The following is a 24021-nucleotide window of genomic DNA, read 5'->3' as shown; positions in this document are numbered from 1 at the left end:
CGGTTGCTGCCCTGGCGGTCGCATTGCCGCGACAGGCGCTTTGCCGAGCGCGGATTTTCCGGCCAGGCATGCGGCGCGTCCTTGCCACGGCGAAGGATGCCGACAGGGGCATGCCGGTCAACGCATCACGCCCGGTCGGCGAAGATCGCGACCATGGCCGCGACGATGGCTTCGGGCGCATCTTCCTGTACCAGGTGGCCCGCCTCGGGCACGGCGACCAGCCGGCCGCCTGTCAGCCTTTCGGCCAGCGCATGACCGCGTTCGATCGGGATCCATGTGTCCTGCTCGCCCCAGAGCAGCGTGACCGGAAAACCGGCGGGGCCGTAGCGCGGCTCGACCTCGTCGGTGAAACGCCGGTCCATCTGGGCGATCTGGCTGTAGAAGGCCGCTTGTCCGGCCTTGCCGAGCCAGGGCGCCATGTGGACGGCCAGCGCGTCTTCGTCGAGCGGCCGATGGGCGGCGCCGGCAATGTAGGTGGCCAGCAGCGCTTCATGGGCATAGGCGGGCAGTCCGGCAAAGGCGGCTTCATGTTGCCGGACATGGGAGACGAAGGGCGAGCCCCACGGCGCGACGGCGACGGGATCGACGAGCGTCAGCGTCCGGTAGGCCAATCCGTCGAGATAGTGCGCGCGCAGCGCCGTCGCGCCGCCGAAATCGTGGGCCAGCACGTCCGGACGGTCGAGTTGCCATTCGCCGAACAGTGCCGCCATGAGGCCGTTCTGCACGCCGAGGGAAACATCGAGGCCGGCGCCCTTGTCCGAGGCACCATAGCCGATCAGGTCGAACCAGTAGACCGTCCGGTGCCGCGCCAGAAGCGGTGCGATTCGGCGCCAGACCTGCGAGGAAAAGGGCGTGCCGTGAACCAGCACCAATGGCGGCCCCTCGCCGAGGCGACCCCAGGCGATGCTGGCGCCGCGATGTAGGAAACGGTTGGGCAGGTCGAGCACGGACATGAGCGGCACTCCCGGATTGTCAGGCTTTGGCTGCCGTTACCGAGCATTGAACAGCCGTTTCGGCCAGCCAAAAACGCTGAACGGTCCTTTAAGCGCGATTGACCGTGTTGGCCGCCGATACCGGGTCAGACCGCGGCGGGTTGTCTGTGTAGAGGTCGGGCGCCCCTATCCGAACTCCTCATCGTCCGCCTGCACCGCCTCGAACAGATCCCGCACCAGGTCCGGGTCGGCGGCCTGGACGCGCGACCAGGCGGGAATGAAGGGCGTCTCCATCGGGTTGTCGAGGAAGGTCTTGCCCGCATCGACGATGTTGCCGGCGAACAGCTCGACCGCGCGCTCCTCCTTGTGCCGGTCGACATGCAGGCCGTTCATGCGGGCGTCGTTGTAATAGGCTTCGACGAAGTCGAGCGCGGTGCGGTAGTAGCTCGCCTTGAGCGCGCGGAAGGTCTCCTTGGAGAACACCGTGCCGTCGGTCGCCAGCTTCCGGTAGAGCGCCTTGCAGATGTCGGTCGACATGCGCGACAGGCCCTTCTTGGCATCGTCCTCGGACAAAGGCTGGTGCTTGTGGTCATAGGCGTCGGAAATCTCCACCTGACAGACCGCCCGCGGGGCGAGATTGCGCCATGCTTCGGACAGCGTGCCGATCTCCAGCCCCCAGTCGGACGGGATGCGCATGGCCGGCAGGATCGAGGTGCGCATGGCGAATTCGCCGGCGAGCGGATAGCGGAACGAGCGCAGATAATCGAGATAGTCGCGTTCGCCGATGGTCTTGCGCATGGCTTCAAGCAGCGGTGCGACCAGAAGCCGGCTGACGCGGCCGTTCATCTTGCCGTCGGCGGTGCGGGGGTAATAGCCCTTGCAGAACTGGTAGGCGAATTCGGGGTTGGCGACCGGATAGACCAGCCGCGCCAGCATCTCCTTGGAATAGGTGAGGATGTCGCAATCGTGCAGCGCGATCACGTCGCTTTCGGCGCGCGCCAGCGTGTATCCGATGCAATACCAGACATTGCGGCCCTTGCCGGGCTCGGTCGGCGACAGGCCGGCGCTGGCCAGGCGCTCGTCGATGGCGCGCAGGCGCGGCCCGTCGTTCCACAGAACCGAGTGGGGCAGTTCGAGCCGGTCGAAGAACTTGCGCGCGGCCTTGTATTCCTTCCTGGTCGCGCGATCGAGGCCGATCACCACATGGTGGACGAACTTGACCGTGTTGAGTTCGTCCAGAATGGCGGGCAGGGCGGGGCCTTCGAGTTCGGAATAGAGCGAGGGCAGGATCAGCGTCACCTTCTGGCGGCCGGTGATGGTGATCAGTTCGCGCTCGAGATCCTCGGGCGTGCGGGTGCGCAGATTGTGAAGCGTGGCGACGGCGCCGTTCTGGTGAAAATCTGCCATGGGTCCGATCGCACTCCGGTTACACTTGCATTGTTCAGGCGCCGCCCGCCTGGGGCCAGGCCGACACTAGCGGCAGCACGGCGTCATTCCAACCGGCGGGGCCGGGTTCGGCGGTGCGGCTGATGGTGCCATCTGTCTCGCCGGCAAGGTGCGGCAGAGGCGTGCCGTGCGGGTTGGCGACGATGAAGGCGCGGTCGGCCGCCTGAAGCATCTCGGTGTCGTTGGGCGCATCGCCGAGCGCGACGATGAACGGCAGGCGGGCGCCGAACAGGGCGGCGGTGATCTCGGTCATGCGTTCGGCCTTGGTGCCCCCGAAGGAGAGCGTCAGGAAGCGGCCGCCGGACCGGGCCTTGACCCCCATTTCCGCCAGCGCTTCGACGAAACGCGCCTTGTCGCCGTCCGTTCCCGCCCAGAGGCCCGGCTCGGAAAAGCGGCGTTCGGCGGCCAGCCGCGCGCTGCGGTCGTCGAGCCCGGTCGCGGCGGCGATGCCGACGGTGCCCAGATCGCCGAAGCCGGAAAAATGCCGGCGCAACCTGGCCGGCACGCGGTCGAGCGCAGCGCGCAGCTCCGCATAGCGGGCTTGCCCGTCGCCAGCGTCTTCGCCCTCGGCGGGCAGGATGCCGGCGCCGTTCTCAACGACGGCCGGGCAATGCGCAAAGCCCAGCCCGGCCCGCAGCGGCGCGATCTCGGCGGCGGTCTTCGATGAGGCGAGGATGAGCGGGATGGCGCGCTCACGCAGGGCGGCGAGCGCCGGTTCCGCCGGCCGCCAGTCATAGCTCTCATGGTCGAGCAGCGTCCCGTCCAGATCGGAGAACACGATGAGCGGGCGGTCGGGCGCGGCGGCGGGCATGGCGGTGAACAAACGCAACTCTGTTACAGGGATGCGACAAGGCTAACACTTTTTGTGCGCCGCACCCAAGGCCGGGCCGCGCGAAAGCCGGACGTGCTTGTGCCGGCGGCCGGAGCGCCCTATGGATCGGGCCGTTGCCAACCCGCCGCGTGTATCAATGTCCGTCGTTCTTGAAAATGTGCACAAGAGCTTCGGCGCCGACCGGGCGGTCGCCGGCGTTGATGCCGAGATCGCGACGGGCGAATTCTTCTGCGTCCTGGGTGCTTCGGGTTGCGGAAAATCAACGCTTCTTCGGCTGATCGCCGGGCTGGAAATGGCCGATCAGGGCCGGATCGCGCTCGGCGGCCAAACCATGTCCGGTCCGGACCGGCATGTACCGCCGGAGGATCGCCGGACCGGCTTCGTCTTCCAGTCCTATGCACTATGGCCGCATCTGTCCGTGCGCGACAATGTCGCCTTTCCCGGAGAAGCGCAGGGGCTTGGCAAGGCCGAGGCGCGCCGGCAGGCGATGGACCATCTTGAAACCGTGTCGCTGACCGGGTTCGCCGACCGCAAGCCGGCGGCCCTTTCGGGCGGGCAGCGGCAGCGCGTGGCGCTGGCGCGGTGTCTTGCCGGCGGCGCCCGCACGATCCTGATGGACGAGCCGCTCGCCAATCTCGACCCGCATCTGCGCGCGGTGATGGAAGAGGAGCTGACGCGCTTTCACCGCGCCTCGGGCGTGACCACCGTCTACATCACCCATGACCAGCGCGAGGCGATGGCTGTCGCCGACCGGGTGGCCGTGATGGAAAAGGGTCGATTCCTACAGGTCGGCACGCCGCGCGAGATTTACGAGCGGCCGGCCAATGCGGCGGTGGCGCGCTTCATCGGGCGCGGGACGCTGGTGCCGGTCACGGTCGATGGCGGCCGCGCCACGGTGAACGGGCATTCGGTCGCGGTTGACGGAGAGCCTGCCGACGGGCCGGCGACGGCCTTCATCCGGCCCGAACATGTGACGCTCGGCAATGCGGGCGGCATGGAGGGGCGTGTCGGCGCTGCACTCTATCGGGGCGGGCACTGGGAGGCGACGGTGCTGCTGCCGGGGATCGAGCCTCCGGTTCAGGCGACGAGCACGGAGCCGCTGGCGGCCGGCGAGCCGGTGCGCGTGGCGTTCGACAAGGCGTGGGTGCTGCCGGCTTAAATCCGCCAGGGCACCACACCCGGCGGCAGGCGCTTGCCGAAGCGGTCGAGCGCCACCATCAGCGCGATCGTGGCAACAACCGTTACCGCCGACATGGCTGCGGCCAGCGTCGTGTAGCCGCCATCCTCGTAATTGTAGATCGTGGTGCCTATGGTCTCGTTGCCTGTCGACCACAAAAGCGCCGAGACGGTGATCTCATTGTAGGCGGTCAGGAAGACGAGGATGGCGCCGGAGGCGGCGGCCGGCGCGATCAGCGGCGCGAAGATGCGGCGCATGCGCATGAAAAAGCGTGCGCCGGATATGCGCGCGGCCTCGTCGAGCGCCGGGTCGAGCTGGGCGCAGGCGGCCGTCACCGGTTTGAGCGCGATCGACAGGAACGCGCAGACATAGGCAAGGCCGATGATGATCAGCGTGTTGTAGATCGACACGTCGATGACAGGGATCGGCCGGATGAAGGCGAGGATGAAGGCGATCGAGATGACGAGGCCGGGAATGGCATAGGTCGTCTCGGCAAGGGTCGCGAGCGCGGTTCCGGCGCGCCGGTAGCCCTTCTGCCGCGCATTGAGAAAATGGCCGACGGCCATGGCGATCACCGCGAGCATCAGCCCGGCAAGACCGGCGACGAGCGTCGAATTGGCGAAGGCCCTGAGCGTGACCTGCTGGCGGAACAGCACCTCGGCAAAGTTCGCAAAGGTGATGGTCGTCAGGTTGAACGGCACGCCATAGGTCGGGATCAGTGCCGTGGTCGTCAGCGCGACAACCGGCAGGACCAGCGTTGCGGCGACCAGAAGGGCTAGCAGCGTCTCGACCAGCGGGCGCTGCGCGCCGAGCCGGATTGCGAGCGGCGGCTGGGGCGGGCCGATCAGCGGGCTGCGGGTGCGCGCCAGAAGCGTCATCTGGACGGCGATGATGGCGATCGCGATGGCGGCCAGAAGCGCGGCGATCGCCGCGACCGAGGTCAGGACATCGGGGCCGAAACTGGCAAGGCGCTGCCACAGCAGCACCGGCAGCGTGGTGTAGCGCGCCGGAATGCCGAGCAGCGCCGGGATGCCGAAATTGCCCAGCGCCGAGACGAAGGCGAGCGCGAAGGCCGAGATCAGGATCGGCGCAAGCAGCGGCAGCACGATGCGGCGCAAGACGGCGAGCGGCCTTGCGCCCGCGATCCGCGCCGCCTCGATCATCTCGCGCGGCAGGGCGCGCAGTGCGGCCAGCACGACGAGGAAGACCAGCGGCATGTGCTGGATCGACAGGAGCGCGATCACGCCCCCGCGCGAATAGAGCGGATGGGTGGAACCCGGTTCGGGCGCGATGCCGAGCATTTGCAGCAGCGGGCTCGACGGCCCCATCGCCTGGATCCACGCGATAGCCGTCACATGCGGCGGCACCATCATCGGGATCAGCAAGAGGAAGGTGAAGATGCCCTTGGCGCGCACGTCCGTCAGCCCGATGACCAGCGCGATCATCGTGCCCAGGACCAGCGCGATCAGGCCGGAGAAGAAAGCGCTGTCGAGCGAATTGATCAGCGCGCGCGGCACCGAGCGGCTGTCGAGCGCATCGAGGATGGGCTGGAGCGTCACGGCGCCGTCCAGCGTCAGCCCGGCGCGCGCCAGAAGCGCCAGCGGCATGACGAACAGGACCAGCGCCACCGCAATGACGATGGCGAGGGTCAGCCCCTCGCCATCGGGTCTTGGCAGGATGCGTTCGCTCAAGGGTCAGCCGCCGAAAATGTCGACGAACCGTTCCTTGTTTGCGGCATCGTTTTCAAGGGCTGCGGCGGGATCGAAGTCCATCAGCTTGATCTGGTCGCGGGCCGGAAAGCCTTCGGGCGGCGCAATGTCCGGATGGGCGGCCAGATAGCCCTGGTCGGCGGCGAGTTGCTGGCCTTCGGGCGACAGGAGGAAGTCGACAAAGGCCTTGGCGGCTTCCGGGTTCTGCGCGGTCGACAGGATGGCGACCGGCTCGGTGACCGCGGAGACGCCCTCCTCGGGGAAGACGAACTCCACCGGCGCGCCGTTGGCCTTTTCGCGGATCGGCAGGAAGTCGACGACGAAGCCGTACAGCTTTTCGCCGCCGGCGATCGCCCGGTAGGTGCCGCCATTGCCGCCCTGCGGGTTGGCGCCCTGGTCGGCCAGACCCTCATAATAGGCCCAGCCGAGATCGGGGTTGGCGGTCAGCGCCGCCATGTGGATGGTCGCGGCGCCCGAGGTCAGTGGCGAAGGCATGGCGATCCTGTCTTTCGCCGCCTCGTCCAGCAGGTCCGTGTAGGAGGTGGGGACCATCTCGGCGGCGGTGTTGTAGACGATGCCGGTGGTGATCAGCTTGGTGGAGAAATAGAATTTCTCGTCGTCCATGATGGCCGGGTCGTAGGCGGAGATGTCGGCGCCTTCATGGGCCATCAGCCGGCCTTCGGCCTTCAGCCCTTCCATGGTGACCATGTCGGCGATCAACAGCACGTCGGGCTGCGGCGCGCCGGCCTCGAACTCGGCGGCGAGCTTGGCCATGACCTTTGTCGTGCCGTCGCGGATCCACTCGACCTCGACATCGGGGTGCTTGGCGGTGAAGGCGTCCACTGTTTCCTGGGCGTCCTCGTTGGGCTGGGAGGTGTAGAGCACCAGCTTGCCCGAGGCGGCAAGGGCCGGGCCGGAGAGCATGGTGGCGATGGCAAGGGCGGACAGAAGCGTGCGCATGGGTGAGGTCCTCTGATGGGTGGGAGACAGGGCGCGGCTAACAACCCAATGTGACAGCGGTGTAAAAGTCCAGATCACCATCGGGCCAAGCCGATGGATTCCGGTGAAAATCGCACTGGATGCCGCCCTGGCCGGGTTTTCGCGCCAATGGTGTTGCGGCATGTGCGCAAGTGCACAGGGCCGCGGGCCGTGCAGCGCTAGCGTTGCGGTTGAGGGCGCACCGGACGCGCCGCACAGCACAGAGGATTTTTGCCATGACCCGTCTTTCCAAGTTTGCCGCCCTTGCCGCCGGCGCCGCGCTGATCGCCACGGCGGCCACCACCGCCGGCCATGCCGGCATGAAGCGCCACGGCATTGCCGCCGCCGGCACCATGCAGCTGGCTGCCAAGGCCGGAGGCGGGTCGGCCGCCGACGGCTATCCGACGCCGGGCAAGGCGTTCGAGGCCTGCGGCGGCGCCGGCAATGTCTTCGTGATGTATGACGAACTGCCCGACGGCACCCGGACCAACCATTCCTACCACTGCGTCGACGAATGATCGGAGCGATGGGGCGCGGGAGCGGCCGCCCGTGGCGGCCGCTCCCGTAAACGGGCTTGCCAAGCGATGGCGCCCACGTGCGCTATGATGCTGAAAAATGGTGCTGCTAGTGAGATTTGAACTCACGGCCTCTCCCTTACCAAGGGAGTGCTCTACCCCTGAGCTATAGCAGCATTGGCGGCGGTGTCCGCGACGGGCGGCTTGTGCCACAGCCCATTTCGCATATCAAGGCGTCAATTGCCCGCGTCAAGCGATATTGACCACATGCGCGATACGGACATCATGGGCGGCGGATGGCCAGTCCGGCGCATGTCCGGAGCGAAGCGGCGGACCGATGCGCCGCGCGGCGCTGGCGGCAAGGAGGCGAAGGCCGATGGCAAAGAACGAAAGCGCCAGGGCGCGGCAGGAACGGCTGGCGGCGGAACTGCGCGCCAATCTGCAAAAGCGCAAGGCCCAGGCGCGCGCCCGCCGGGCGGGCGATGCCGATTGCCGTGACGAGGGCATTGCCGCCGCCAAGGACACCAAGCCGGGCGCCGAAGGCGGCGAGGGCGGCTAGCGCGGCGCGCGAGGCGGGCGTCGGGCGGCGCCGCCGCTGCCGCAGAGCCGTCCGGATGGCCGGTTCCGTCAAATGCGGCCGTTGCGGTCAACCATGCGTTAACCATCCCTTCAATCCTGTTTGGCACACAAAGGGTTCGCGTCCGCCCGCCGTGTTGACCGCCATGGCGGCTTTGGCGGCGCAGGGGCGCCTGCCTTGAACCGGCCCCGATCATCGTCTAGAGGGCGCCGATGCCGCGGACCGGCGGGTTCCGGTGAAGGGGCGCACGCAGCAAGGGGACCAGTTTCCAGATGGACAGCATTCGCATCGTCGGCGGCCATGAACTGAACGGCACAATTCCGATTTCGGGCGCCAAGAACGCGGCGCTGCCGCTGATGATCGCCTCGCTCCTGACCGACGATACGCTGACGCTGGAGAACGTGCCGCATCTGGCCGATGTCGAGCAGCTGATCCGCATTCTGAGCAATCATGGCGTCGACTATGCGGTGAAGGGCCGGCGCCGGGCCGAGGGGCAGGGCTATGCCCGCACGGTCGATTTCACCGCGCGCGACATCGTCGACATCACCGCGCCCTACGAGCTTGTCTCGAAGATGCGCGCCAGCTTCTGGGTGATCGGGCCGCTTCTGGCGCGGATGGGCGAGGCGCGCGTGTCGCTGCCGGGCGGCTGCGCCATCGGCACCCGGCCGGTCGATCTGTTCATCGAGGTGCTCGAGGCGCTCGGCGCGCAGATCGAGATCGAAAACGGCTATGTGCATGCGACGGCGGGCAGCGGGCTGACCGGCGCGCATTACCGCTTCCCCAAGGTTTCGGTCGGCGCGACCCATGTGGCGCTGATGGCGGCTTCGCTCGCCAACGGCCAGACGGTGATCGACAATGCGGCCTGCGAGCCCGAAGTGGTGTGCCTCGCCGAATGCCTGAACGCCATGGGCGCGAAGATCGAAGGCGCCGGCACGCGCACCATCACCATCGACGGCGTCACCTCGCTTTCGGGGGCGCGGCACCGGGTGATCGCCGACCGGATCGAAACCGGCACCTATGCGATGGCGGTCGGCATGACCGGGGGCAACGTGCTGCTCAAGGGCGCCGAAGCGTCGAGCTGGCAGACGGCCGTCGACGTTCTGGGCGAGACCGGGATCGACATCACGGCCGAAGAGGACGGCCTGCGCGTCTACCGCAACGGCAACGGGCTGAAGGCGGCCGATGTGACGACCGAGCCCTTTCCGGGCTTTCCGACCGATCTGCAGGCGCAGTTCATGGGGCTGATGACCAAGGCGAACGGCGTCTCGCACATCACCGAGACGATCTTCGAGAACCGGTTCATGCATGTTCAGGAGCTGGCGCGGCTGGGTGCCGACATCACGCTGAACGGCCAGACGGCGACCGTGACCGGCGTTCCGGTGCTCAAGGGCGCGCCGGTGATGGCGACCGATCTGCGCGCTTCGGTGTCGCTGGTCATTGCCGGCCTTGCCGCCGAAGGCGAAACCCGTGTCAACCGGGTCTACCATCTGGACCGGGGTTTTGAGCGCCTGGAAGAGAAGCTCGGCGCCTGCGGCGCGGAAATCGCCCGCGTTTCGGGCTGATTGCGGCAGCGCTCCTGTTGCACCGCGAAAGCGAAAGGCGTAGCAGTCGATCAGACCCTTTTCCCCGACCGGCAGGCGCGTGACGGACCGATGGACGGCTTGAAACTGATGGCGCTGGACGCGTCCGATCTGACGGTGATCTCCGCGCAGATGCAGGACGCGATCACCAAGCCCGACCAGATCGACTACGCGCCGGGCGCAAAGCGGTTGACCATCGTCGCCAACCGGTTTGCCTGGGACGCCGAATACGGCGCCCGCTCAACCACGCACGAGCGGCGCAAGACCGCGCTTTCCTTCGCCCGCGTCACCGGTGTCCGAACCATCGGCATCCGGCGCGGCGATGACAGCCAGGCGCTGTCGCTTCTGGCGATCCGCTTTCATCCCGGCGAGGCGCCGGCCGGCACGATCGAACTGATCTTTGCCGACGACGCGGCGATCCGGCTCGATGTCGAGGTGATTGAGGCGCAGATGGCCGATCTGGGCGCTGCGTGGGAGACACGCTTCAAACCCCGCCACCCGGCCGGCTGACAACAGGATCGTTCGCCGTGCCGCATTTTCTCGACAGCGCAGACCGCGATTTTCCCGCCCGTTTCGGTGCATTTCTGGGGCTGAAGCGGGAAGTGTCGGCCGATGTCGAAGCGACAGTGCGCGCGATCATCGACGATGTGCGCCAGAACGGCGATGAAGCGCTGGCGCGGCTGACCAAGAAGTTCGACCGGCTGGATTTGAGTGCGGTGCCGATGCGCGTCGGCGCCGACGAGGTGGCTGAAGCCGTCGCCGGGATCGACGCCGAAACGCTGGAGGCGCTGACCCTGGCGCGCGACCGCATCCGGTCGCACCATGGCCGGCAGATGCCCAAGGACGACATCTACACCGACGCGATCGGCGTGACGCTTGGCGGCCGCTGGACGGCCGTCGAGGCGGTCGGGCTCTACGTTCCCGGCGGGACGGCGGCCTATCCCTCGTCTGTGTTGATGAACGCGGTGCCAGCGGTCGTCGCCGGCGTCGGGCGCATCGTCATGGTCGTGCCGTCGCCCGACGGTGTGCTCAACCCGCTGGTGCTGGCGGCGGCCGATCTGGCCGGCGTCACCGAGATCTACCGGATCGGCGGGGCGCAGGCGGTGGCCGCGCTGGCCCATGGCACGGAGACGATTCCACCCGTTGCCAAGATCGTCGGACCGGGTAACGCCTATGTGGCGGCGGCCAAGCGCGCCGTTTTCGGCACGGTCGGCATCGACATGATCGCCGGCCCCTCCGAAGTGCTGGTCGTCGCCGACGGCGACAACGACCCCGACTGGATCGCCGCCGACCTTCTGGCCCAGGCCGAGCATGACGCAAACGCGCAATCGATCCTGATCACCGACGATGCGGGCTTTGCCGACGCGGTGGCCGGCGCGGTCGAGCGGCAATTGACCACGCTGGCGCGCGGCGAGACCGCGGCGGCGAGCTGGCGCGATTTCGGCGGCATCGTCACGGTCGACGACATCCATTCCGGCGACACGCTCGCGCTGATCGACCGCATCGCCGCCGAACATCTGGAGCTCGCCTGCGAGAACGCCGACGATCTGGCGAACCGGGTCACCAATGCGGGCGCGATCTTCGTCGGCCGGCACACGCCCGAAGTGATCGGCGACTATGTGGGCGGCTCCAACCATGTGCTGCCGACGGCCCGGTCGGCGCGTTTTTCGTCGGGACTTTCGGTGCTCGATTTCGTCAAGCGCACCTCGATCCTGAAACTCGGCCCGGACCAGCTTCGCGCGCTCGGCCCCGCCGCGATCCGGCTCGCCGAGGCCGAGGGTCTTGGCGCCCATGCGCGCTCGGTCGCCATCCGCATGAACCCGGGAGGGCCCGATGGCGGATGAGACCGATTTTGCGCCGGACGACCGGCTGAGCGATCTGACGCTGGACGATTCGATCGGCAGGTCGACGCCCGATGTGGAGCATGAGCGCGCCGTCGCGATCTTCGACCTGATCGAGGAAAACCGGTTCAAGCCGGTGGGCGATGCGGGCAATGGCCCCTACACGCTGCATCTGTCGGTGATCGAGGGAAAGCTGGTCTTCGCCGTCAGGCGCGAGGGTGGCGAGGACGTTGCCACGCACATCCTGTCGCTCGGCCCGTTCCGCAAGATCGTCAAGGACTATTACATGATCTGCGAGAGCTATTACGAGGCGATCAAGAGCGCGACGACGAGCCAGATCGAGACGATCGACATGGCACGGCGCGGCGTTCACAATGACGGTTCGGAAACGCTGATGGACCGGCTCGACGGCAAGATCGCCATCGATTTCGACACCGCCCGGCGCCTCTTCACGCTGGTCTGCGTGCTGCACTGGAAGGGGTGAGGGGCGGATTTCCGCTGGGGCGGGACAATCAACGCCCCAATACCGATCATCGACAAACACAAGCGCCAATCGATCGCGAGCAGTTGTCATTTACCGGCTTGGCCAGAGTTGGATGGCAGGCGCCTTGTCGACTCGCGCAGATCGAACGCCATTGGATTCTCGTCTTTCGTTTATCTGTTCTGCGACTTGGAACGAATAACTGGAGTTTTCCGGAAAATTGTCTACAATGATGGTGGTCCGGAGCTTCTGGAATTTTTTGCCATGTTTGCAAATTTCTCAAGAGCCTTTGTGATTTGCGCGGTGTCTGCTCTTGCAGCTGGCGGTTTAACTGTGAGTTCGGCCGTTGCGGCGGAACGAAGCAATGGAGAGACAGGTGTTCTTGTTGATTCATTGCTCTATCAGGTTCGCGACACGCTTATTCGCGTTCGTGAGGGCACCAATGATGGTCTGCGGTTAACGAATGCGCGCCTGAGTTTATCGACCGTCTACCGGCAGGAAGCTGGCGGCAAGCTGTCTCTTTGGGTCGTGTCGGCTGGCGGCTCGGTTGAGGAAGCCAGCACTCAGTCATTGGTCATGAATTTGCGCCCGCCGGCTTCGGGTGACGACATACCGGTTGCCGATGTCGGCGATGCGTTGGCACAGGCAATTATCGAAGCGCATGGTGCGGTTGCATCGGCCGAACTGAGCGACCCGCCGCTCCGGCTGGACAGCATAGAGTCCACGTTGAAGTTCATCGTCGAGCTAGACGGGACTGCTGGCGCCGGATTCAAAATTCTCCCGCTGACGGTTGATGTATCAGGCGGAGTTTCGAGTGTAAAAACTCATGAGATTCATTTGAAATTTTGCTCTAGTGAATGTTAGAAAATGGTCATGAGATCATTTTTTTCCAGATTCTCTTTTTTGCCATATCTTCTTGTTGCATTTTTTTTCACAAGTAATGATGCGCATGCCGACGAATGCGCCTTCTTCTTCGGTAAGCGCGATTTGAGCCCATCTGAGATGGAGCAGCGTTACGAAAAATCACTTCTATATATAAATGACAATGATGCCCGAGGGACCGCTTTCCTTATCGATGCCGACGGCTTGTATCTGACTGCTGCGCATGTCGTCATGAAGCGCGTGGAGCAAAGACGTGCCAACGGTCAAGCTCCTTTTGTCTTCGCGCGCAACCCGCTCGTTGGCGAAGGGCGCCTCAAGCTTGAACTCGTCGATGTGTTTGCCGGCGGCCAGAGTTCGGATGACGGGCAGCTTGCATATCAGGTTGATGACCTAGCGCTTTTGAGGCTGATCGATTTTGAGCTTCCTGCCGACGCCAATCCGCTGGAACTGGCCATCCGNCGTGGCGCCGCGCATAATCGACAACAGCGAATGGGATTTGGCCCGGCTCGAAGAGGGCGTCTACAGGATTGCGGCATCGGTTGACGGTGGAGACAGTGGCGGGCCCGTCTTTCTGCGCAATGGCAACGTCATAGGACTGGTGTTGCGGCAGATGGGTTCGGGTCAAGCGTTGGTTCATCCCATGTATCGCTATGAGGATCGACTGATAAACGTATTCCGCTTGGAGAATGATGTGTCGAGTTTCGTCGAGAGACTGGTCAGTCATTCCAGCGGCAATTCGATCGAGCGGCGCGAAATTGCCATGCTTTTCCAGGATGGCAGCGTATCCAACATTGAGTGGGTGACGGCCATCAGAGAGATGAAGCTGAAAGACTCTATCAGTCGACTCGATAGAGAGTTGCTTTCATGCCCCCTCATCAAAGCTGCGGAAGAGCGAGAAATTGGTCAGTACGCAAGCATCATGATCGCCGAGTTTCTGAGCAGGCAATGGGCGGACCTGCCGGCGCCGGAGATTTTGAACCGAGCGGTTTCTCTTGAAGCTGGCGGTGATCTTGCCGTGGCGGCTGCTGCCTACGACCTTGCGATTGATGCTTACCGTCGCGAGCTTGCCTCCATCTTGGGCGAAGGCGGGGCCCAGCGCGCGTTTGCAGGTTTGCTTGCGCGAGCAAGCTCGGGTGACCGCTCTCTTGAATATGAGAGCGAGCTGGCAGCACTTGCTGGCAGGTTGGGTGTAAAGTCGCCTGACAACATTGTTGTGAACGTGTCGCCCGAGAACATCGACCGTTTCAAGACCTATACGTCTGATCGGTTAGCCGTTGCTTTGCACGATTTTGCGCGCGCTGCGTCCAGAGGACAGTTTGTCACCGATGCTATGTCGGGTTCGGGGCATGCGGACTATTTCCTCTTTTCGGAAGGCACAACTGACGCGGCGATAACTGCCGCGGCAGTGGGTTCGGCTGTGGGCACCAGCCCACAATGGCGTGCGCTCAACGCTGATACGCTGTTTTACGCCGCGTCGGGCAATCCGGATATTGCTGAGCAGTTGAGTAACGGCGTCCCGAGCGAGCAGTTTTTGTTCGATCTGGCAACTGGACAGTCCAGCTAACAATACTCGGATCTTTGAACCGCACCGCAAGCGCCCGCCTGCGAGGGGCGGACGCCTCGTCCGTTTCAGCCGAGCCCGATGGTGAGATCGGCAAGCGCCACCCACAGTGGGATCGACAGGATGGCGATCGGCGTTCCGATGCCGGTCGACGTTCCCACATAGGCGGACGGGTTTGCCTCGGGCAGTGCGCCGCGCAGCGTGGGCGGGCCCGAAATGTCCGAGCTCGATGCGGCCATCACCGACAGAAGGATCACGCCGCCGGGCGAAAACCCGGTCAGATGGTGGGCGATCAGCCCCGCGCCGAAGCCGACGAGCCCGTGAATGATCGGCGCCGAAAGGCCGTAGACCAGATAGGCGTGGGCAACCTTGCGCAATTCCGACAGCCGGGCCCAGGCCTCCATGCCCATGATCAGCATGAGGATGGACAACAGCCCCCGGAAGAGCGGCTCGTAGAAGCTCTGATAGACGCTTTCGGGTTTCGACAGCAGGCCGATCGCGAGGCCAAGGAAAAGCGCCGAAATGGCCGGGCTGCGCACCGTGTCCAGAAGAATGGTCTTCAGAAGACCGGGTTTGCCCGGCTGGCCCGGCGCAGCCGCCGGCCGTCCGCCGCCAAGCACCATCGTGCCGTCCGGCGAGACGCCGGCGGCGGCCACCCGCCGCGCTGTCGCCATGCGCGCCAGCACGATCGCGGTGATCAGCGCGGCGACATCCATGAAGGGGTAGAGTGCGCCGATGAAGCCCTCATAGGCGATCCCCTCGGTCTCCAGCACCGCCATGCCGGCGGCCAGCGTCGAGGCGGAGACCGCGCCGAACAGGCCCGCCGTCGCATAGCCGTCGATGGGCGCGACGCCGCGAATCCGCGTCAGCGTTACGGTGCCAAGCAGCACGATGCCGACGCCGACGGCGATCGCCATGACCGCCGGGACGAGCAGCGCCATCAGATCGGCGCTGCGCACCGACATGCCGGCGGACATGCCGACCTTCAGCAACAGCAGCGCGACGATGAACTTGTAGATCGCCTCGGGCACTTCCAGCCGGCTGCGCGCCGCGGCCAGCACCATGCCGCCGATCAGAAAGGCGAGCGTGGGCTTCTGGAACTGGTTGAGGATCGATGATGCGATGTCCGACACGGTTTCCATGCGGCGTCCCTCCATTTGTTGACGCCGCTTCGGATACAGGCCGCGATTTCCTCAGAAAAACATATCTTTTTTCACATTTCGTTCTATTTTTAAGAACATGGACCGGCTCAACTATCACCATCTGCGCTATTTTCGGGAGGTCGCCCATGAGGGCAATCTCAGCCGCGCGGCCGAACGGCTGAACGTGGCCCAGTCGGCGCTGTCCAGCCAGATCAGGACACTGGAAGCCCGTCTTGGCCATGCCCTGTTCGAGCGCATCGGCCGGACGCTGGTCCTGACCGAAGTGGGGCGCATCACGCTCGACCATGCCGATCGCATTTTCGGCGTCGGCGAGGAGCTCTTGGCAACGCTCGACCGGTCGGGTTCGGCCGAGCCGCCGCTGCGCGTCGGGGCGCTGTCGACCCTGTCGCGCAACTTCCAGATCGCCTTCCTGAGGCCGGCCATGGCGCAGGGCGGCGTCGATATCGTCCTGCGGTCGGGCAGCCTGCCGGTGCTGCTGGATGGGTTGAAGACATTGTCGCTCGACGTCGTTCTGACCACCCAGGCGCCGGTCGGCGAGGACGATGCCGGGTTCGCCGTGCAGCGGCTCGACGAGCAGCCTGTGCGCGTGCACGGCGCGCCCGCCCGTGTCGACCGGCATGCCACGCTGACCGACCTTCTGGCCAACGAACCGCTCATCGTGCCGACGGGCGGCGACATCCGCCAGCAGCTCGAAGGGCTGTTCGCAAGGCACGGCGTGACGCCGCGCATCGCCGCCCTTGTCGACGACATGGCGATGGTCCGCCTGCTGGCGCGCGAGGATGCGGGCCTTGCGGTGGCGCCCTCGGTCGTGCTGGCCGACGAGATCCGGACGGGCCGCGTGAAGACCGCGCCGTTCGCGCTCGACATCGTCGAGCCGTTCTATGCGGTCACCGCGCCGCGCAAATATCCCCATCCGGCCTTGCCGCGGCTTCTGGCGCGGTCCGATGCGGGCGTGCCGTACTGATGGCCGGGCAACGCGCCAGTCCCGGAAAGCCCGATTGCGCCGCCCCTTCAAAGCCGCTGTTCAAATCACCATCTTTGCGCTAAAGACCCGCCCATCCGGGCGGCGGGGTCCGGCCGCCGCCGGGCATTCCCCTCCAGCCACATGAACAGGGATCGAACAGGATCGCATGGCGAAAGAAGAACTTTTGGAGTTTCCCGGTGTCGTTACGGAGCTTTTGCCCAACGCCACCTTCCGCGTACAGTTGGAAAACGAGCACGAAATCATCGCCCACACCGCCGGCAAGATGCGCAAGAACCGCATTCGCGTGCTGACCGGCGACAAGGTGCTGGTCGAAATGACGCCCTATGACCTGACCAAGGGCCGCATCACCTACCGCTTCAAGTAACCAGACCCGCCATGGATGCGCCGCAGACACTGGTTCTGGCCTCGGGCTCGCCGCGGCGCGTGGAACTTCTGGCACAGGCCGGCATCGAGCCCGAGCGGCTTTTGCCCGCCAACATCGACGAAACGCCCTTCAAATCGGAGCATCCGCGCTCGCTGGCGCGCCGGCTTTCCGGCGAGAAGGCGCACAAGGCGCGCGCGCTGATCGACGAAGAGCGCAAGGCGCTGCCCGAAGACGAGCGCGGTGCTGCGCCCTATGTGCTGGCCGCCGACACGGTGGTCGCCGTCGGCAGCAACATCATGCCGAAGGCCGAACTTCTGGACGAAGCCTCGCAATGCCTGCGCATGCTGTCGGGCCGGGCGCACCGCGTCTATACCGGGCTGGCGCTGGTCACGCCCAGGGGCCAGATGCGCCAGCGCGTCGTCGAGACGCGGGTCCGCTTCAAGCGGCTGACCCGCGAGGAACTGGAGAGCTATCTGGCGTCGGGCGAATGGAAGGGCAAGGCGGGCGGCTATGCCATTCAGGGCTTTGCCGGCACGTTCGTCGTCAAGCTGGTCGGCTCCTACACCAATGTCGTCGGACTGCCGCTGGCCGAGACCGTCGCGCTTCTGACAGGCGAGGGCTACCGGGTGCATTTCAACTGGCTGTCGGGGGGCGTTTGAGCCATGTCCGCCACCGTCGAACCGCTGCGCCCGAAGCGCAAATGCCCCGAATGCGGCCAACCCTCGTCGCGCGAGACCTATCCGTTCTGCTCGACGCGCTGCAAGAATGTCGACCTCAACCGCTGGCTGTCGGGGGCCTATGTGATCCCGGCGCGCGACGATGAGGACGAGGACGTGCCGTCCGGCTCGGCCGATCCGCAGCCGTAAACGGTTTTTTCGCTGATCGGCGCTAGCCTTCGGTCCTGATCTGGGGACCGGTTCATGCGCTTTGCGATCATCGGCACGGGGTTCGTCGCCGACTATTACATGACGACGCTTGCCAACCATCCCGGCCTCGACCTGGCCGGCGTGTGGGACCGCGACGATGCGCGGCTGGCGCAGTTCTGCGCCCACTGGAATGTGCCGGCGTTTGGGTCGCAGGCCGCGCTTCTGGCGGACGAAACGGTCGAAACGGTCGCGGTCCTGACCAATCCCGAAAGCCATTTCGAGATCGGCATGGCCGTGCTCGGCGCCGGCAAGCATCTTTACTGCGAAAAGCCGTTGGCGATGTCCTTCGACGATGCGCGGACACTGGCCGGGATGGCCGGAAAGGCCGGGCTCGTTCTGGCCGGCGCGCCGGCCAATGCACGGTCGGACGCGTTCGCGCTGATGCAATCGACACTGAACGCTGGTGCAATCGGTGCGCCCAAGCTCGTCTATGCCGAGATGGAGGACGGGCCGGTGTTCCGCCTCAACTGGCGCGACTGGCGTTCGGTCTCCGGCGCGCCATGGCCGGGCGCGCACGAGTTCCGCATCGGCTGCACGCTCGAACATGCGGGCTACGCGCTGACCTGGCTGATCGGCCTGTTCGGCCCGGTGCGGCGCATCACGGGCCAGTCCGGCACGTTCTTCTTCGACAAGGGCGCCGGCATTCCGGCCAATGAGATGGCGCCGGATTTCTCCTGCGCGCTGCTGGAGTTCGACAATGGCGTGATGGCACGGCTGACCTCGGGCCTTGCCGCGCCGCGCGACCGGGCGCTGACCGTGATGGGCGAAACCGGCACGCTGACCGTCGCCGATCTGTGGGACAATCGCGCGGCGATCCATCTCGAGGCGGCCGGAAAGAAGGCCGCGTTCGGCCATCGTATCGTCCGGCGGCTCGAACGGCAATTGGGGCGGCCGCTGCCGCTCCGGCTGGCGGCCGGGCGAAAGCTCGTCTATCGCGCGCCAGCCAACCGATCCCATCTTCCGGCCTATCCGTCGCAGATCGACTTTTGTGCGGGGATCGCCGCGATCGCCGATTGCATCGCGGCCGGCGGGGAAGGGCGCACGCGGCTTGCCGCCGAGGCGCTGCATGTCACCGAGGCCGCGCTCGCGCTCAACTGCCTTGCCGACCATGGCGGGCGCTATGCGATGCAGAGCGCGCTCTGACCGTTCGGGCGCGTTGCGGTCGGGCGTTGGTTCAACTACATACGATCATTGCCAGTCGGCCGGGCAGCCGCGGCGTTCCAATGCCGAAAGGCGGGCGTCGAGGAAAGTCCGGGCTCCAGGGAGCAACGGTGCCGGATAACGTCCGGCGGGGGCGACCCCAGGGAAAGTGCCACAGAAAGCAAACCGCCTTCGCATTTGCTGCGCAAGTTGCTGAGGTAAGGGTGAAAGGGTGGGGTAAGAGCCCACCGCGTGGCCGGTAACGGTCATGGCAGGGTAAACCCCACCGGGAGCAAGACCGAATAGGGACGGCGCGGGCCTTGGCCCGGTGGCTCCGCACCAGTCGTCCGGGTGGGTTGCATGAGGCGGTCAGCGATGGCCGTCCCAGATGAATGGCTGCCGGGCCGCTTTGCGGCTCACAGAACCCGGCTTACAGGCCGGCTGGCAATGTTTCCCTCGCCAAGGCGGGCTTCGGCGCTCCATGGCGCCGCCGTTGCCATTGCCCCGCGCCTGCCCGATAGTGCCGTGCCCACGGCTTGGTGCGTCGTGTCGGCCGCGAGCGGACGGCAATTGAACCGGAGGGGAATGGCCATGCGAAAAACGACAGCGCTCATTGCGGCGGTCCTGCTTGTGGCCGCGGCGCCGGTCGCCCATGCCGAGGACAGCCGGATCGTGTTCCGATATTTCTCGCCGGCCGAGTACAATGAGCAGTTGCGGGACCCGGACCATGACTTCACCGGACACAAGCTCTGCGTCACCGGCTCATGGACACTGGGCAATTCCGGAAACCCCGAGCGCCTGAAGGATGCCGCGACGGTGTTGTCGCAGGATGTCTGGTACGCCATCCGCAACGTGCGTGGGCTGGTCTGCGATTTTGCGGCGATCCGCTGGGATGTGGAACAGTATCTGCCGGAGATCCGCAAAGAGCTTGACGATTGGGAGATGGCGGAGATCGTTTCGCTGCGCGGCGAACCGTAAACGCCGGATCGCTTGCCGCGCGGGCCGCCGTCCGCACTTCAACCATTCCTTAAGGTTAACCGTGGATAAACGGTGCGGTTGCGCCGAAGCGCCCGTTCGCGCGGCTCGTACCCGCTTCCGGGTTGCTTGATCCCGTTGACGCCCATGCCAGCCCATGTTACCCCAAGCAGCAACGGCGTATTCGTTCTTTCAGCGTTTTGTGATGCGGCATGCAGCCCATGTCCGGAGACCCCGGGCGTGCGCGAACGCGCAGGTGCATCACAGCAAAAGGCGCAACGGAACGATGCCGTTGCAGCGGCCGGCGGGGCCGCCGGCGGATCGGGATCCGCGGTGAAGGGGACAGGTTTGGCAATGGCTCGTGGCAGGGCTCTTGGCCGGACGGAAACAGCGGGTGTCGTGCGTGGAGCGGTTTCTGTCGAATGCGGTGAACCGGATCGATGCGAAGGGGCGGGTGTCCGTTCCGGCGCATTTCCGCTCCGTGCTGCAGGCCAGGGGGCTGACGGATCTGTACGCACTGCAATCGATCGACATGGCGGCGATCGATGCGGGCGGCATGGACCTTCTGGAACGGTTCGAGCAGCGGCTGGCGGACGACGATCCGTTCATGCGCGCGTCCGACGACATGTCGTTTTATGTGCATGGCGATGGGGCGTTCCTGAAGCTCGATGGCACGGGCCGGATCACGGTCACCGATTTCATCCGCGAACATACGGGCATTTCGGACGAGGTCCATTTCGTCGGGCGCGGCCAGTTCTTTCAGATGTGGTCGCCCGAGCGCTTTGCCGAGCATCGCAAGACCGTCCGGGCGCGGCTTCTGGCTCAACGCGAGGCGCAGGCCGGGACGCAATCGCCGTGAGCGCCGACGCGCCGCACATTCCCGTCATGCTGGCCGAGGTTCTGGCCGCGCTCAATCCGGCGCACGGCGAGACCATGGCCGACGGCACGTTCGGCGCGGGCGGCTACACGCGGGCCATTGTCGATGCCGGGGCCGACGTTGTCGCGTTCGATCGCGATCCCGATGCCATTGCCGCCGGACATGCGCTGGTTGACGCCAGCGACGGCCGGCTGCGGCTGGTCGAAGCGCCGTTTTCCACCATTGCCGATCATGTCGCGCCGGCCTCGCTCGACGGGCTGGTGCTCGATATCGGCGTCTCGTCCATGCAACTCGATCAGGCCGGGCGTGGCTTTTCGTTCCGCCAGGACGGTCCGCTCGACATGCGCATGGCGCAGTCCGGGCCGAGCGCCGCCGACATCGTCAACAATTTCGGCGTCAAGGATCTGATCCGGATCATCGGCATTCTGGGCGAGGAGCGCAACGCGCCGAGGATCGCCCACGCCATCGTCCGCGCACGAGAGGAAGCGCCCTTCGAGACGACCGGCCAGCTCGCCGCGCTCATCGAAAAGGCGCAGCCGCGCAAGGCGAAAGACACCATCCATCCGGCGACGCGGACGTTCCAGGGCCTGCGCATCTTCGTCAATGACGAACTGCGGGAGCTGGCCCGGGCGCTGTTTGCCGCCGAGACCTGCCTGAAACCGGGCGGGAGGCTCGTCGTGGTCACCTTCCATTCGCTGGAAGACCGGATCGTCAAGCGCTTCATCGCCGACCGGACCAGCCAGGCATCGGGCTCGCGCCATCTGCCGGCGGCGGAGCCGCGTGCTCTGACATTCGAGGTCAGGGGCAAGGCGATGGTGGCGGCGGGGCCCGCGGAGGTCGAGGTCAATCCCCGCGCGCGCTCGGCCAAGTTGCGCGCGGCCACCCGCACCGAAGCGCCGGCCCGCGACGCCGACATGGCGATCTTCGGCCTGCCCGACCTGCCCTGGCCGGGCGATTGCGAACAGGGAAAGCCGACCGCATGATGCGTCTTGTCAACATCGCGCTCATCGCGCTGGTGATCGCGACCGCCACCTGGACCTATTCGGTCAAGCACGAATCCGAGCAGCGGCTGGCCGAAATCCGCAAGCTCGAACGGCTGATCGCGCTGGAACATGAGACGATCGACCTGTTGCGCGCCGACTGGGCGCATTTGAGCCACCCGCAGCGCCTGCAGGCGCTGGCCGAGCGCTACTCCGAAGAGCTCGGCCTCGAAACGCCGGATGCCAGCCAGTTCATCACGGCCAGCGAACTGCCCGGTCCGCCGCAATTCGATCCCGGCGACGCGGTCGGCGACATCATTGCCGGTGAACCGGATGACGCGCTGACGACCGGCTCGATCGGCGGGGAGCGGTGAGAATGGCGCTGACGCTTCCCCGTTTGCGGTTCGGCGGTTTCGGCGGTGGCCCGGCACGGCCGCCGCTGCGGCGCAGCGATGCGCTTTTGCGCATGGGGCGCGGCCGGCTCGGCATCGCGATCGTCTGTTTCGTCGCCGTCTATGCGGTGATCGGAGGCCGGCTCGTCCAGTATGGGCTGACCGATCTGGACCACGCCCGAAACTATGGCGTCAACGACCGTATCCTCGCCGCGCGGCCCGACCTGATCGACAGGCGCGGCAAGCTGATGGCGACCGATATTCGCGTGCCCGCGCTTTACGGCGAACCGCGCCGCGTCATCGATCCCGACGAGGCCGTCGAGGCGCTTGCCAGCGTCCTGCCGGATGTCGACTATCAGGACTGGCACCGCAAACTGTCCTCGGGCGCGGGCTTCGTCTGGCTGCGGCGCGAGATCACGCCCAAACAGCAGGCCGACGTGATGGCGCTCGGCATTCCGGGCATCGGCTTCCGCAACGAGACGCGGCGCTTTTACCCCGGCGGGGCAACCGCCTCGCACATTGTCGGTCTGGTCAATGTCGACAATGCCGGCACGGCGGGCATCGAGAAATATGTCGACGATCAGGGGCTGGGCACGCTGCAGGATCTGGGTCTCGACCAGTCCGACGCCCTGGAACCGGTGCGGCTTTCCATCGACACGGGCGTCCAGCATGTCCTGCGCGACGAACTGGTGCAGGCGATGCAGCGCTACCAGGCGATCGCGGCGGGCGGGGTGATCCTCAATGCAAAGACGGGCGAAGTCGTCGCCATGGTCTCGCTGCCCGATTACGATCCCAACAATCCGTTCAACGCGCACGACAAGGACCGGCTCAACCGCATGTCGGCGGGCACGTTCGAGATGGGCTCGACCTTCAAGGCGTTCACCACCGCGATGGCGCTCGACAGCGGCCGGGTCAATCTTCAAAGCCGGTTCGACGCGCGCAATCCGATCCGATACGGCCGCTTCACGATCGATGATTTCCACGCCAAGCGGCGCATCCTGTCGGTGCCGGAAACCTTCATCTACTCGTCCAACATCGCCACGGCGAAGATGGCCGAGGTGGTGGGCATTGAGGGGCACCGGGAGTTCCTTGCCCGGCTCGGCCTTCTGGACCGGATGGACACGCAATTGCCCGAGGTGGCGCGGCCGACCGAGCCGTCCGAATGGAAGCAGCTCAACTCGATCACCATCTCTTTCGGCCATGGCGTGTCGACGACGCCGCTGCAGACCGCCGTCGCCGCCGCCGCGCTCGTCAATGGCGGCAAGCTGATCCCGCCGAGCTTCCTGCCAAGGTCCCAGGCGCAGGCCAACGCCGTCGCCGCCCAGGTGATCAAGCCCGAGACCAGCGCGATGATGCGCTATCTGTTCCGGCTCAATGTCGAAAACGGGTCTGGCCGGCGCGCCGAGGTGGACGGCTTCTTCGTCGGCGGCAAGACCGGCACCGCCGAAAAGGTGATCAATGGCCGCTATTCGAGCGATCACCGGTTCAACGCGTTTCTCGGCGCCGTTCCGATGGACGACCCGCAATATGTGGTGCTGGTGATCATCGATGAACCCAAGCCCGAGGAGGGCCAGCCGAGCGCGACGGCCGGCCTCAACGCGGCGCCCACGGTCGGCCGGGTGATCCGCCGCGCGGTGCCGCTTCTGGGGCTGACGCCGCGTTACGAGGCGGACCGTGACGCCTTGCTTGTGTCGTATTAGGCGCTAAC

General features: G+C 65.8%; 25 protein-coding genes, 1 tRNA gene and 1 other RNA gene. 20 read left to right on the top strand and 7 right to left on the bottom strand.

Annotated elements, in window-relative coordinates; translation table 11 throughout:
* Positions 1-125: 125 nt before the first annotated feature.
* The 3 genes from DEM25_RS14675 to DEM25_RS14665 all read right to left on the bottom strand — a co-directional run bounded on the left by DEM25_RS14675 (position 126) and on the right by DEM25_RS14665 (position 3207).
* Entirely contained in the window at positions 126-953 is an 828-nt protein-coding gene (locus DEM25_RS14675) for an alpha/beta fold hydrolase (RefSeq protein ID WP_196780393.1), read from the bottom strand.
* Between the two features lie 165 nt (positions 954-1118).
* Positions 1119-2339 (bottom strand): glycosyltransferase family protein, encoded by a 1221-nt coding sequence (locus tag DEM25_RS14670; protein WP_109766442.1) that lies wholly within the window; start codon positions 2337-2339, stop codon positions 1119-1121.
* A 34-nt stretch (positions 2340-2373) separates the two neighbouring features.
* Positions 2374-3207 (bottom strand): HAD-IIB family hydrolase, encoded by an 834-nt coding sequence (locus DEM25_RS14665; protein WP_245412928.1) that lies wholly within the window; start codon positions 3205-3207, stop codon positions 2374-2376.
* A 139-nt stretch (positions 3208-3346) separates the two neighbouring features.
* Here DEM25_RS14665 and DEM25_RS14660 point away from each other — a divergent pair, with 139 nt between their 5' ends.
* The gene (locus DEM25_RS14660; RefSeq protein ID WP_109766501.1) at positions 3347-4369 is read left to right on the top strand and encodes an ABC transporter ATP-binding protein; all 1023 of its coding nucleotides are present in this window, start codon (positions 3347-3349) and stop codon (positions 4367-4369) included.
* Here DEM25_RS14660 and DEM25_RS14655 read toward each other — a convergent pair.
* A complete protein-coding gene (locus tag DEM25_RS14655; protein WP_245412927.1) occupies positions 4366-6078 on the bottom strand; it encodes an ABC transporter permease in 1713 nt (570 codons plus the stop codon). The two genes, DEM25_RS14660 and DEM25_RS14655, sit on opposite strands and share 4 nt — an antisense overlap.
* Positions 6079-6081: 3 nt before the next feature.
* Positions 6082-7056, bottom strand: coding sequence for an ABC transporter substrate-binding protein (locus DEM25_RS14650; protein ID WP_109766441.1), 975 nt, complete (start codon positions 7054-7056; stop codon positions 6082-6084).
* Between the two features lie 254 nt (positions 7057-7310).
* Between DEM25_RS14650 and DEM25_RS14645 the strand changes: the two genes are divergently transcribed.
* Positions 7311-7592, top strand: coding sequence for a hypothetical protein (locus DEM25_RS14645; RefSeq protein ID WP_120222773.1), 282 nt, complete (start codon positions 7311-7313; stop codon positions 7590-7592).
* 98 nt (positions 7593-7690) lie between these two features.
* Here DEM25_RS14645 and DEM25_RS14640 read toward each other — a convergent pair.
* Positions 7691-7765, bottom strand: a tRNA-Thr gene (locus tag DEM25_RS14640).
* A gap of 200 nt (positions 7766-7965) precedes the next feature.
* Between DEM25_RS14640 and DEM25_RS14635 the strand changes: the two genes are divergently transcribed.
* The 7 genes from DEM25_RS14635 to DEM25_RS14600 all read left to right on the top strand — a co-directional run bounded on the left by DEM25_RS14635 (position 7966) and on the right by DEM25_RS14600 (position 14514).
* On the top strand, positions 7966-8148 hold the full coding sequence (locus tag DEM25_RS14635; protein ID WP_109766439.1) for a hypothetical protein: 183 nt from the start codon (positions 7966-7968) through the stop codon (positions 8146-8148).
* A 290-nt stretch (positions 8149-8438) separates the two neighbouring features.
* A complete protein-coding gene (murA, locus tag DEM25_RS14630; RefSeq protein WP_109766438.1) occupies positions 8439-9728 on the top strand; it encodes a UDP-N-acetylglucosamine 1-carboxyvinyltransferase in 1290 nt (429 codons plus the stop codon).
* Between the two features lie 90 nt (positions 9729-9818).
* Entirely contained in the window at positions 9819-10256 is a 438-nt protein-coding gene (locus DEM25_RS14625; protein ID WP_109766499.1) for a DUF2948 family protein, read from the top strand.
* Between the two features lie 17 nt (positions 10257-10273).
* Positions 10274-11590: a histidinol dehydrogenase gene (hisD, locus tag DEM25_RS14620; RefSeq protein ID WP_109766498.1), complete on the top strand. Its 1317-nt coding sequence runs from the start codon at positions 10274-10276 to the stop codon at positions 11588-11590.
* Positions 11580-12071, top strand: a complete 492-nt coding sequence (locus DEM25_RS14615; protein WP_109766437.1) for a UPF0262 family protein — start codon at positions 11580-11582, stop codon at positions 12069-12071. The genes hisD and DEM25_RS14615 overlap by 11 nt, the downstream gene beginning before the upstream one ends.
* Before the next feature lie 186 nt (positions 12072-12257).
* Positions 12258-12932 carry a trypco2 family protein gene (locus DEM25_RS14610; RefSeq protein ID WP_109766436.1) on the top strand — a complete coding sequence of 225 codons (675 nt, stop codon included), beginning with the start codon at positions 12258-12260 and terminating at the stop codon, positions 12930-12932.
* A gap of 514 nt (positions 12933-13446) precedes the next feature.
* Entirely contained in the window at positions 13447-14514 is a 1068-nt protein-coding gene (locus DEM25_RS14600) for a hypothetical protein (RefSeq protein WP_147393334.1), read from the top strand.
* A gap of 65 nt (positions 14515-14579) precedes the next feature.
* Here DEM25_RS14600 and DEM25_RS14595 read toward each other — a convergent pair whose 3' ends face one another.
* The gene (locus tag DEM25_RS14595) at positions 14580-15653 is read right to left on the bottom strand and encodes a sodium-dependent bicarbonate transport family permease (protein ID WP_109766497.1); all 1074 of its coding nucleotides are present in this window, start codon (positions 15651-15653) and stop codon (positions 14580-14582) included.
* Positions 15654-15750: 97 nt separating this feature from the next.
* Here DEM25_RS14595 and DEM25_RS14590 point away from each other — a divergent pair, with 97 nt between their 5' ends.
* From DEM25_RS14590 to DEM25_RS14545, 11 genes are all read left to right on the top strand, one after another.
* On the top strand, positions 15751-16638 hold the full coding sequence (locus DEM25_RS14590) for a LysR family transcriptional regulator (protein ID WP_109766434.1): 888 nt from the start codon (positions 15751-15753) through the stop codon (positions 16636-16638).
* Positions 16639-16804: 166 nt separating this feature from the next.
* On the top strand, positions 16805-17023 hold the full coding sequence (gene infA / locus DEM25_RS14585) for a translation initiation factor IF-1 (RefSeq protein ID WP_109766433.1): 219 nt from the start codon (positions 16805-16807) through the stop codon (positions 17021-17023).
* Positions 17024-17034: 11 nt separating this feature from the next.
* On the top strand, positions 17035-17682 hold the full coding sequence (locus tag DEM25_RS14580) for a Maf-like protein (RefSeq protein ID WP_109766432.1): 648 nt from the start codon (positions 17035-17037) through the stop codon (positions 17680-17682).
* 3 nt (positions 17683-17685) lie between these two features.
* Positions 17686-17889, top strand: a complete 204-nt coding sequence (gene yacG, locus DEM25_RS14575; protein ID WP_109766431.1) for a DNA gyrase inhibitor YacG — start codon at positions 17686-17688, stop codon at positions 17887-17889.
* A gap of 54 nt (positions 17890-17943) precedes the next feature.
* Positions 17944-19092, top strand: coding sequence for a Gfo/Idh/MocA family protein (locus DEM25_RS14570; protein ID WP_109766430.1), 1149 nt, complete (start codon positions 17944-17946; stop codon positions 19090-19092).
* A 51-nt stretch (positions 19093-19143) separates the two neighbouring features.
* Positions 19144-19538, top strand: an RNA gene (rnpB, locus tag DEM25_RS14565) — RNase P RNA component class A.
* Positions 19539-19680: 142 nt separating this feature from the next.
* A complete protein-coding gene (locus DEM25_RS14560) occupies positions 19681-20067 on the top strand; it encodes a hypothetical protein (protein WP_147393333.1) in 387 nt (128 codons plus the stop codon).
* Between the two features lie 400 nt (positions 20068-20467).
* Positions 20468-20923, top strand: a complete 456-nt coding sequence (mraZ, locus tag DEM25_RS18230) for a division/cell wall cluster transcriptional repressor MraZ (protein ID WP_245412926.1) — start codon at positions 20468-20470, stop codon at positions 20921-20923.
* Positions 20914-21924 (top strand): 16S rRNA (cytosine(1402)-N(4))-methyltransferase RsmH, encoded by a 1011-nt coding sequence (gene rsmH / locus DEM25_RS18225; RefSeq protein WP_281004554.1) that lies wholly within the window; start codon positions 20914-20916, stop codon positions 21922-21924. Before mraZ ends, rsmH begins: the two co-directional genes overlap by 10 nt.
* The gene (gene ftsL / locus DEM25_RS14550) at positions 21921-22295 is read left to right on the top strand and encodes a cell division protein FtsL (protein WP_109766428.1); all 375 of its coding nucleotides are present in this window, start codon (positions 21921-21923) and stop codon (positions 22293-22295) included. The genes rsmH and ftsL overlap by 4 nt, the downstream gene beginning before the upstream one ends.
* Positions 22296-22297: 2 nt before the next feature.
* Positions 22298-24013, top strand: coding sequence for a peptidoglycan D,D-transpeptidase FtsI family protein (locus DEM25_RS14545; RefSeq protein WP_109766427.1), 1716 nt, complete (start codon positions 22298-22300; stop codon positions 24011-24013).
* Positions 24014-24021: the final 8 nt, after the last annotated feature.

This window comes from Oceaniradius stylonematis (assembly GCF_003149475.2).
In the GTDB taxonomy this organism is placed as follows: domain Bacteria; phylum Pseudomonadota; class Alphaproteobacteria; order Rhizobiales; family Rhizobiaceae; genus Roseitalea; species Roseitalea stylonematis.
The sequence above is the reverse complement of the archived record's forward strand: the minus strand, read 5'-3'. Positions and strand labels throughout refer to the sequence as shown.